General features: G+C 34.0%; 10 protein-coding genes and 2 pseudogenes. 6 read left to right on the top strand and 6 right to left on the bottom strand.

All coding sequences use genetic code 11. The features are described from left to right. The 4 genes and pseudogenes from HCK02_RS12330 to HCK02_RS12315 all read right to left on the bottom strand — a co-directional run. A pseudogene (locus HCK02_RS12330) lies at positions 1–542 on the bottom strand (recombinase family protein); the annotation flags it as partial. A gap of 611 nt (positions 543–1153) precedes the next feature. Then, positions 1154–1738, bottom strand: coding sequence for an acyltransferase (locus tag HCK02_RS12325; protein WP_246215599.1), 585 nt, complete (start codon positions 1736–1738; stop codon positions 1154–1156). Positions 1739–1749: 11 nt separating this feature from the next. Beyond that, entirely contained in the window at positions 1750–2490 is a 741-nt protein-coding gene (locus HCK02_RS14245) for a carboxymuconolactone decarboxylase family protein (protein WP_167630408.1), read from the bottom strand. Positions 2491–2537: 47 nt separating this feature from the next. Next, entirely contained in the window at positions 2538–3515 is a 978-nt protein-coding gene (locus tag HCK02_RS12315; protein WP_167630407.1) for an alpha/beta hydrolase, read from the bottom strand. 107 nt (positions 3516–3622) lie between these two features. Here HCK02_RS12315 and HCK02_RS12310 point away from each other — a divergent pair, with 107 nt between their 5' ends. From HCK02_RS12310 to HCK02_RS14310, 6 genes are all read left to right on the top strand, one after another. Further along, positions 3623–4060: a MerR family transcriptional regulator gene (locus HCK02_RS12310; protein WP_034258242.1), complete on the top strand. Its 438-nt coding sequence runs from the start codon at positions 3623–3625 to the stop codon at positions 4058–4060. A 540-nt stretch (positions 4061–4600) separates the two neighbouring features. Beyond that, positions 4601–5185, top strand: coding sequence for a recombinase family protein (locus HCK02_RS12305; RefSeq protein WP_073490771.1), 585 nt, complete (start codon positions 4601–4603; stop codon positions 5183–5185). Continuing rightward, the gene (locus tag HCK02_RS12300; RefSeq protein WP_167630406.1) at positions 5163–6590 is read left to right on the top strand and encodes a Mu transposase C-terminal domain-containing protein; all 1428 of its coding nucleotides are present in this window, start codon (positions 5163–5165) and stop codon (positions 6588–6590) included. Before HCK02_RS12305 ends, HCK02_RS12300 begins: the two co-directional genes overlap by 23 nt. Beyond that, the gene (locus HCK02_RS12295) at positions 6583–7386 is read left to right on the top strand and encodes an AAA family ATPase (RefSeq protein ID WP_073490776.1); all 804 of its coding nucleotides are present in this window, start codon (positions 6583–6585) and stop codon (positions 7384–7386) included. Before HCK02_RS12300 ends, HCK02_RS12295 begins: the two co-directional genes overlap by 8 nt. A 279-nt stretch (positions 7387–7665) precedes the next feature. Then, a complete protein-coding gene (locus HCK02_RS12290) occupies positions 7666–8238 on the top strand; it encodes a hypothetical protein (RefSeq protein WP_167630405.1) in 573 nt (190 codons plus the stop codon). A gap of 147 nt (positions 8239–8385) precedes the next feature. Beyond that, positions 8386–8475, top strand: coding sequence for a putative holin-like toxin (locus HCK02_RS14310; RefSeq protein ID WP_220096652.1), 90 nt, complete (start codon positions 8386–8388; stop codon positions 8473–8475). A gap of 84 nt (positions 8476–8559) precedes the next feature. Here the strand turns inward: HCK02_RS14310 and HCK02_RS12285 are convergent. Continuing rightward, a pseudogene (locus HCK02_RS12285) lies at positions 8560–9417 on the bottom strand (IS3 family transposase); the annotation flags it as partial. A 14-nt stretch (positions 9418–9431) separates the two neighbouring features. Further along, positions 9432–10127, bottom strand: coding sequence for a helix-turn-helix domain-containing protein (locus HCK02_RS12280; protein WP_167630404.1), 696 nt, complete (start codon positions 10125–10127; stop codon positions 9432–9434). Positions 10128–10198: the final 71 nt, after the last annotated feature.

Below are 10198 nucleotides of genomic sequence, written 5' to 3'. Positions count from 1 at the left end.
AATTGTTTTCACTGATTTTCCTTCTTTTAGCATTCGAACGATTTCCTGATAAACAAGCCTTTTTTGTGGATCTTTCGCGTTAGGCGCATATAAAGTTGGACGCCCTTTGTAAATTCCTTTCTCTTTCGCAATTTGAATTCCTTGCGCTTGTCTTCGCTTACTCTCTGTTCGTTCACGTTCAGCCATCATTGCTAAAAGTTGCGTCATTAAATCTTTCACAAATCGATCAAGTAAAGGATCAGCTAGTGGCTGGCTTAGCATGGGAACACTCGTTACCAGTAATCCCACTTTCTTTTCCTTTAAATGATTCACCGTTTTTAATACTTCTTCATAGTCTCGTCCAAGTCGATCAATGGCTTCAACCATAAAGTAATCATTTTCTCTTACATAATCTAAGGCTTTAAAGAATTCAGTTTGATTTACAAAATCGGCACCTGATTTTTTTCGACAAAAATTTTTTCAGCTCCATGTTCTTGGAATTCTGAAATTTGTCGATCCAAATTTTGATCAGAAGAACTCACCCTAGCATAGCCAACAATCATTTCAAACTCCTCCATTTTTAAAACCAATTATTTTACACCCTAATTTTACACTTATAATCGGCTTGTCACTTTTATTTTTAAATGGCAAAAATTTTTAGTAATAAATGACAATTTAGAGATCGTCTTATTCTCCTTGTTTAACCAACTACAGGTCTAATTAATTCTAAATGATCTTAGAATCGTCGTGTGAACACTAAATATCCTATTATTTTCTACATTTTATTTTCTACATTCTATATAAATTCTTTTATCTGGAATAATGGATAGTCCAAATTTCCTCTTTGCTAGATCAATATATTTTAGTACGACTTAAAGATTACCTATTATAGTCAGGTATATTCATCTTAAGTAATATTCTATTATCTGAATCATGTAAAGAAAGAGCCATTAGTAGCATATCCCAATAACACTGTGCGTACGGTTCATGTACACAGTGCTTCTATTTAGACGTTCTTAGCGATACAATTACATTTTGCCTTGTTGCACTTTTACAAAGTAGTAGGGAATTTGTAAAAGTTTAGCGATGGTTGTGGATTTAAGCGTATTTGTGAGTACGAAAAAAGGAATCGTTCCCGCATGCGAGGATGCAAGGTCGATTCCTTTTTGGTTTATTAGTCGTTGTCTCCTTCTGGATCAATTGTCTTTAAGACTCTTGCAGGTATACCACCAACAATACTATATGGTGGCACATCTTTTGTTACGACTGCACCTGCTGCGACTACTGACCACTCGCCAATTGTCACACCAGAAGTAATCGTGGTGTTTGAACCAATCCAGACGTTATCCTTCAAAACAATGGGCGCATAATGGTTTTTGCGATTATTCTTGGGATATAAGTCGTGATTGATTGTAGCGAGTACTACGTTGTGCCCTATGAAGGCACCATCTCCTATCACAATGCCTCCTTGGTCTTGAAAATGAGTTCCAGAGTTGATAAAGACATTCTTACCAAGCGTGATATTTTTCCCAAAGTCTGTATAGAACGGTGGGAAAACTCGAAAACTTTCATCTATTTCTTTTCCGATTAAGCGACTCATAATCTCACGAAGTTCTTCCGGCGTATGGTATGCGGTATTCATTTCCATGCCAATTTTGATTGCTTCTTGATACAGCTCATTCGCATATGCTGCTATATTCGGTGAGGTCTCATCCTTAGTTCCATATGCTTGAATGATATCCTGAATTCTAACTTCCACTTAAATCACTCCTAAAGGTTATCATACATTTCGTCAGTTACCGGTTCCAGCCACTCATTTGACGTTTCATCACCAGGCACTTCAACAGCTAGATGACTAAACCAAGAGTCTTTCTTAGCACCATGCCAATGTTTGACACCTGCCGGAATTGTCACAACATCTCCTGGTTTCAAACTTTGAGCAAGTTTCCCTTCTTCTTGATACCAGCCTTCACCATCTACACAAATCAAGATTTGACCTCCACCAGATTTGGCATGATGGATATGCCAATTATTGCGACAAGCAGGCTCAAATGTAACATTGGCGATAAAAATTGTCTCTTCAGGATTAGTCAGTGGCTTCAAATAGCTTTGACCAATGAAATATTGCGCATAATCCGTATTAGGTTTGCCTTGTCCAAAGAAGCCACCGTGCTCTTCTTCATTCAAATCATCCGCATAGACTTCTTTTGCCAAACGAAAGGCTGCCCAAGCATTAGGCCACCCTGCATAAAAAGCAAGGTGTGTTAAAATCTCAGCCATTTCTGTTTGTGTCACACCATTTTTCCGAGCTGTTTCCAAGTGATAACTCAAAGATGAATCAACAATCCCTTTAGAAATCAGGGACGTAATTGTTACAATGGAGCGAGTCTTTAAGGAAAGCTTATCCTCTCTCGACCATACTTCTCCAAACAATACATCATCATTCAATTCTGCAAATTTTGGTGCAAATTCCCCTAAAGCATCTCTTCCAGCCGTTTGTTTTTCAACCATTATCATATCCTCCATTCTTTTTTTACGTCCGTACCTATACCTTTATTCTATTTCACTTCCAAATACTGGTTAAAGAATTCAGTCATCTTATCAAATGGGATAATACCCACCTGATCGTAAAGGTCAGTATGTGATGCTCCCGGAATAATCATCAACTCCTTGTTATCGCCTTGTAACTTCTTGAAAGCATCCTCTCCAAAATAGCGTGAGTGAGCTTTCTCACCATGGATAATTAACACAGCGTTACGGATTTCATCACTGTAGGCTAACAACTTGGTATTCAGTAATGAAAGCGAAGATGTGACATTCCAACCTTCATTCGAGTTCAATGAGCGTTTATGATAGCCGCGATCTGTTTTATAGTAGTCAAAATAATCTTTGACGAAGTAAGGCGCATCTTCTGGCAATGGATCTACGACACCACCTGCTCGAGCAAAATCTCCATTTTTGAAATCTTCGATGCGTTGGTCATTGAGTTGTTGACGTAATTCATATCGTCCATCGGCATCAACTGAATCAAAGTAGCCGTACGCAGTCACTCGGGACATATCATACATCGTTGAAGCAACTGTAGCTTTCACTCGGGTATCAATTGCTGCTGCGTTGAGTGCCATACCACCCCAGCCACAAATTCCAATTAAACCAATCTTTTCTGGATCAACATTTTCTTGTACGGATAAGAAATCGACAGCTGCCTGAAAATCCTCTGTATTAACATCACCTGATGCGACATTTCGAGGGAAGCCACCGCTTTCTCCAGTAAATGATGGATCGAAAGCAATTGTTAAAAATCCTCGTTCAGCCATTGTTTGAGCATAAAGACCTGATGATTGCTCTTTGACTGCGCCGAATGGTCCACTAATTGCAATCGCCGGAAGCTTACCTGTTTGGACTTTGGGTTCATACAAATCAGCAACCAATGTAATCCCAAAGCGATTAGGGAAGGTTACTTTATGATGGTTTACTTGACTACTTTGAGGGAAAACTTTATCCCATTCTTGAGTGATGTTCAATTCTTCTTTCATGTTGATTTCCTCCTTGAAATTGACATTGCTTTTGTAAGGTAATATAATTCTAATACCTAAACTTGACTTTAGGTCAAGGACTACGTCGAAATTATTTTGGAGGTATTATGACTTATTCAATTGGTGAAATATCAAAAATGTTCAATATTCCTATTTCTACACTTCGTTACTATGATAGAGAAGGATTATTCCCCACAATAGAACGAGTTTCAGGAATCCGCAAATTTTCGGAAAATGAAATTGAAGCACTACGTGTCATTGAATGTTTGAAAAAATCCGGACTAGAAATAAAAGATATCAAACAATTTATGGAGTGGACAAAACTCGGAACTGAAACCTTTGAGACGCGAAAAGAGTTATTTGAACGTCAAAAAGAAACGATTGAAAATGAAATTCAGCAGATGCAAAAAATGCTTGATATGATTAAATTCAAATGCTGGTACTACGATGAGGCAATTAAACAAGGGGATGAGAACGCTGTTCAAGCACAAATTCCTGATGACTTACCTCAAGAGGTCAAGATCAGTTATGACAACTCGCATTAAGAAAGTCGCTTGGGATTCTATAAACGATCATGCGACATTCTTTATCCTAACCTTCCACCTCAGTCTCATCCTTAAATAGTACCACAGCTTTATCCCTCGAAACCTGAATACTATTAACCAGTCCAATAAACAAATCATCATCGAATTGATCGACCACACCAACCTGCTCCAATTATTTCAAGAACACCTCGATTTGTTGCCCTCATGCTTGCCGTTCAGGAATTTGCTCTTTGACTTCATCAAGTCGGTTGTTGGTCTTGTCGAACGTTTGTCATTTTTCTATTTAAATGGTATATTTTTTTATTTGACATAAACTATAAATATTTAAGAACTAAGAAATTTATTCAAAATAATTTTCTTAGTTCTTTTTTCAAAATAAAGTGTTCATAAAATCAGGCGTTTATGGACACTTCATTTTTTTACCTTAAATTTAAGTTTTTCTATACTTTTAGTGTTCACAAACCCATCATAAAATCTATGTTCATTTATACCGTTGGTATAAAGTTATGCTACAATTAAATTAATGAAGGAGTGATTTTTTTGAAAATAGGATATGCCCGAGTATCTACTGGTTTACAAAATTTGGATTTACAAGAAGACAGCCTAAATAAATTTGGTTGTGAAAAAATTTTTACTGATCATATGAGTGGGGCAAAAAGTAATCGACCAGGATTAGAAATGGCCATTGATTTTGTTCGCTCTGGCGATACACTTGTCGTTTGGCGCTTAGATCGTTTAGGTAGAAATATGGAAGATTTGATTTCAATCGTCAATCGACTGAATGAGCGTGGTGTTAGTTTTCATAGTCTTCAAGAAAATATTACGATGGACAAATCAAGTTCTACAGGACAGCTCATGTTTCATTTGTTTGCGGCATTTGCAGAATTTGAGCGTAATTTGATCCTGGAACGATCCGCAGCAGGACGAGCAGCAGCTCGAGCAAGAGGGCGATTTGGAGGACGCCCTGAAAAATTAAAAGCACAAGACTTAGAATTATTAAAGACTCTAGTTGATAGTGGAACACCCATTAAAACTATTGCCGAACGTTGGAATGTTTCTCGAACAACGATTTATCGTTATTTAGATAAAATGGAGGAAAAAGATGGAAAAACAAACGCTCACTAATTTTTCAGAACAGCAAAGAATAGATGCGATGAAAAAATATAAAATTATTGAGCCTTATCTTAATAAACAAGAAACGATAAAAGAAATAGCTATTAAAAATAAAGTACCTACTCGTACACTCTATCGTTGGGTACAAAAATATGAACATGATGGTCTAGTTGGTTTAATTAGGAAGACACGAACTGATTTTGAGCAAATTAGAGTTTCAGAAGAAGTTCGACAAAAAATAGAAGAATTCGTATTGAGATACAAAAAAATAAGTACAAAGACATTATCTCGAAAAATTGCTTACTATTGTAAAGAGAACAAACTGGATATACCAAGTTATTCTCAAATTTATAAATTACGTAAAAGGATTCCCAAAAGTCTCATTCAGTTAGCCCATGAGGGAGAGAAAATATATAAAGAGAATTATGATTTAATTGCTATAAGGGAAGCAACAAGACCGAATGAAATTTGGCAAGCAGATCATACCTTATTAGATATCAATTTACTTGATGAAAAAGGGAATATAAATCGTCCCTGGTTGACTATTATATTAGATGATTATAGTCGAGCTGTGGCTGGTTATTATTTGAGTTTTTCTGCCCCTTCAGCAATCAATACCGCATTAACCTTACATCAAGCTATTTGGACAAAAAAAGATTCTTCGTGGCCTATATGTGGTATTCCTGAAAATTTTTATACGGATCACGGAAGTGATTTTACTTCAAATTTTATGGAACAAGTCGCTGTTGATTTAAGAATAAACCTCATTTTTTCTGCCATAGGAATTCCAAGAGGGCGTGGGAAAATTGAACGTTTTTTCCAGACAATTAACCAAATGCTTTTAGAAGGATTGCCAGGCTATATTGAAAATAACTGCAACGAAAAATTATTAACTATTCAAGAATTTAAAGAGAAATTACACTGTTTTCTTATCAATGAATATAATCAAACAAATCATTCTTCTATTAAAGTAAGTCCGATAAAAAAATGGAGTGAGCAATTATTTTTACCGAATATGCCTAATAGTTTAGAAGAGTTAGATCTATTGTTATTAGAAATTCCCAAAACTCGAAAAGTCCACTCTGATGGAATTCATTTCCAAGGATTACGATATACTAATCCTAATTTATCTGCGTTTGTTGGAGAACCTGTTTTAATCCGTTATACGCCAAATGATTTGGCAGAAATTAGAGTATTTTATAAGAATCAGTTTCTTTGTAATGCCATTTCTCCAGATATTTCAAATTATGAAATCAATATGGATGATTTAATTTTTGCTAGAAATAAACGAAAAAAATTATTAAAACAAAAAATACAAGTACCAAGTTCTGTAGAATTATTAATTGAAGAGAAAAAGTATGAAGAAATAACTACCCCACCTAAGAAATCAGCTTTAAAGAGGTACTATAATGAATAAAACCTTTATTGAAACAAAAGAATATAAACGATTTGCTGAATTTTGTGACGCATGTATTAAATATAAGTATATTGGAATTTGCTATGGTGCTCCTGGCGTAGGTAAAACATTATCTTCAAGGTATTACTGTAACTGGGATAATATAGAAAAGCAAATTGCCTATCATCGTGCTGATGATATTGGAAAAAATGCTACAGATGAAATATTAAGTGTAAATAAAGTTTTTTATACTGCACCAGCTGAAAAGATGTCTCGTGTCAGTTCTGATATTAATACAATAACTAGTAGAATAGGTCTGACTAAAGCAATGCATATGGTACTAAAATACAATCAAGAAGATCCTTCTGTGCCTAAAACCTATGAAGCAATTGATTTAATTATTGTCGATGAAATTGATCGTTTAAAGCTTCAGCATTTAGAACAGCTAAGAGATATTTATGATAGAAATGATCTGGCAATGGTTCTTATCGGTATGCCTGGTATTGAAAAAAGGTTGTCTCGTTATCCGCAACTTTACTCTCGCATAGGATTTGCGCATGAATTTGATAACCTTAGTAAGGATGAAACACATCATATTTTGGAATACAAATGGTCAGACTTAGGAATTGATATTAAGTTAGAAGATTTTTCTGATTATGAGGCTATCACAACTATCATTAAAATTACAAAAGGAAATTTTAGGCTTATTCATCGTTTATTTGCACAGATTGATCGTATTTTAAGAATCAATCAAATGGATAAGATTACTGTAGAAGTTGTCGAAGCAGCAAGAGATAGTTTAGTGATAGGTATATAAAAAGCTACCAAAAATTGGTAGCTTTTGCCATTTATTGCTGAAAATTTTTGCCATTTAAATAGAAAAGTGACATCGGCTTAAAACAATAAAAATAAAAAGTCAACTTAGGGTGTACCCTAATTTGACTTATTTGATACTTATCAACGTATATTCCAAATATCAGATTTAGATATAAAGTCTATCTATAGGAGCAAGTCCGAAATTTTTAACCTCCAGACTTGAATAATGTTACTTTTAGCTATTAGAATGGAACTAATACAATTGAAAGGGGACGCAATTTTGACTAAAATTAAAAATTCTTCTGAAGATACTTCTGAAAGTCCTACTCTGCTTAAAAAGATTCAAAATGCTATAAAACAAAATTCTAATACCTGGTTTGGAAAATTTCTTATTTATGCAGGTTGTGATGCGATTCTTCTTTCACTCCTATTGTTCACCTGGGATCTAAAAAAATGGAACTTCTCCTTAAGTGAATCCCAAAAACAAACTACCTATATGCTTCTTTTGGGCATTTTGATCCTCTATACAGGATTTTTTTGTTTGAATAGAAATAGAATTGATAAAGAACAGAAGAAAAGCAAAACAGTTTCCCCCTTACTACTCTTTTTTTCAAGGCATTTATTTGCTTTAATATCTATCCTTGGTTTCATTAATCTTACATCTGGTCTTCCTATCTGGATAAGATTGCTATTCTTTCTTTATTTACTGTGGTTTATTCCTTATGAAGCCAAAAAAGCAATTCTATTCCTCCAAAAGAAATTTTACCAAGCAGTTGCTGATCCTAAAGATCGATTATCTATAACAATCGGAGCATCGGCTATCTTTGTATCCTTAGTTGCTTTATTTAAATGACTTTTTGTGCCCTTATCTTAAATTGGGATTCTATTTCACGTATGTTATAATTAGCCTGCAAGTAGTTTATGGTGGTGGCTAAATCTCCAATATCGGGGGTGATGCCTTATGGCTTATTATTGCGTTATCCCTAGAAAGGAATAATTCATGTCCCCTTATGAGACTATGACACTTATGATCGCTTTTGCGACCTTGGTGTTACTCATTCGAGACAGCAATAACCATAATAAAAAATAACCTACCATAAGCTTTGAACCACTCTCTGTCAAGTAGACAGAGGAAATATAAAAAATATTCTCCTAGATTAAATCTAGGAGTTTTTTATATGGTTTTTTTTCTAAACTCAATTGGAGCTAACCCACCGAACTTAGGTACATATCGTTTATTTTGATAAAATTTAATGTATTTAGTAATACCTGCTCTTAATGATTCGAAGGTAGGGAAAGTATTTCTATAGTAGTATTCAGATTTTAAAACTCCCCAAAATGATTCTATAGGTTGATTATCTAAGCATTTGCTTACTCGAGACATACTAATTCTAAATGACAATAATTTACTTAAATTATTGTATTCACGCGATGTATATTGAAATCCACGGTCGCTATGAATAATGGGAGTGATATTAGGGTTTTCTTTGTATGCAGCTTTTATTGTATCCATAACGAGTTTGTTATCATTCTTTTTACTAATCATATAAGAAACTATGCTCATGTCATATCTATCTATAATTGCGCTTATATAGGCTTTTTGATGATTACCATAAAACAAGTAACTTACATCAGTAAACCATTTTTCATTAGGTTTTGATGCTATAAAGTCTCGTTGAATCACATTATCAAAAGTATATTCCGGAGTAGTTTTGATCCAATCCGGTCGTTTTTTTCGAATTTCAGGGTATAAATTCATAATTCTCATTAGTCTACGTATCTTTTTTTGGCTAACATTTATGTTGAATTCGCGTTTTAGAGCACATTGAATACGAATCACACCAAAAGTTTTATCTGATTCTTTGAAGATTTTTTTTATTTTTAAGGCTAACTTTTCTATATTTATTTCTTGTGCTGATTTTTCTTTATTTAACCATTTGTAATAGCCACTTCGACTTACTCCTATAGAATCACAAAGGTTCTTTATTTTATATTTTTTGGTTTCATGGAGCTCGAAAATCGCTTGATAATACTTTTCTTTATAGCTTAATGAAAAGTTTTTTTGTTCCGATTGAGCTCTTGTAACTTTTTTTCAATATCAATTTCCATTTCTAAAAACGCATTACGTTCTTTTAATTTTTTGTTTTCTAGTTTCAATTTATCAAATTCTGTTAACTCTTCAATAGGTTGATTACGACCTCGCTTATCTTGTAAACCTTGAATTCCTTTGGAATTATATTTTCTTATCCACGTATATATTTGCTGATAAGAAACGTCGTATTTTTTTATCGCTGATTGGTAATTATAATTTTGTGCTATTGTATATTGGACTATTTCCAAACGTTCTTGTACGGATGTTTTCTTTGACGGTTTTTTACTCTTCATAGTAGAAAGCCCACTTCCTGTAGTTTTTAATTCTTTCTGACTATTATAGTTTTTTATCCATGCTTTTAAAACAGCTTTGGAAGAAATATTAAAATTTTCCACAGTACTTTGAATTGATTTTCCATCTACAATAACACTTTTAACCGCTTCTCGTTTTTCTTGATAGGTATATTTATATTTTTTTCGATAGGGCTTTAGCGCTTCTGGACCAAATTTTTTATACTTTCTAAACCAGTCGGATAAAGTTCCTCGACTAATACTATTTTCTTTAGCAACAGTGGCAACACTTTTCCCATTTTTAATAATCTCATTTACTAGAAAAACTCTAGTATTAAAATCAGTTTTATTTATAGTCATAACAAAATACACTCCTTCTAAAGTGAACTAGATTTTTTATTCCTAGTGTCTACTTTATAGGGAGTGTATCA

Source organism: Listeria valentina (assembly GCF_011800755.1).
Lineage (GTDB): Bacteria > Bacillota > Bacilli > Lactobacillales > Listeriaceae > Listeria > Listeria valentina.
The sequence above is the reverse complement of the archived record's forward strand: the minus strand, read 5'-3'. Positions and strand labels throughout refer to the sequence as shown.

Coding starts and splice junctions, on each gene's coding strand:
- HCK02_RS14245 (WP_167630408.1), bottom strand. CDS start 2,490: ATGGTTGAAAAACAAACGGCTGGAAGAGATGCTTTAGGGGAATTTGCA.
- HCK02_RS12315 (WP_167630407.1), bottom strand. CDS start 3,515: ATGAAAGAAGAATTGAACATCACTCAAGAATGGGATAAAGTTTTCCCT.
- HCK02_RS12310 (WP_034258242.1), top strand. CDS start 3,623: ATGACTTATTCAATTGGTGAAATATCAAAAATGTTCAATATTCCTATT.
- HCK02_RS12300 (WP_167630406.1), top strand. CDS start 5,163: ATGGAAAAACAAACGCTCACTAATTTTTCAGAACAGCAAAGAATAGAT.
- HCK02_RS12295 (WP_073490776.1), top strand. CDS start 6,583: ATGAATAAAACCTTTATTGAAACAAAAGAATATAAACGATTTGCTGAA.
- HCK02_RS14310 (WP_220096652.1), top strand. CDS start 8,386: ATGTCCCCTTATGAGACTATGACACTTATGATCGCTTTTGCGACCTTG.
- HCK02_RS12280 (WP_167630404.1), bottom strand. CDS start 10,127: ATGACTATAAATAAAACTGATTTTAATACTAGAGTTTTTCTAGTAAAT.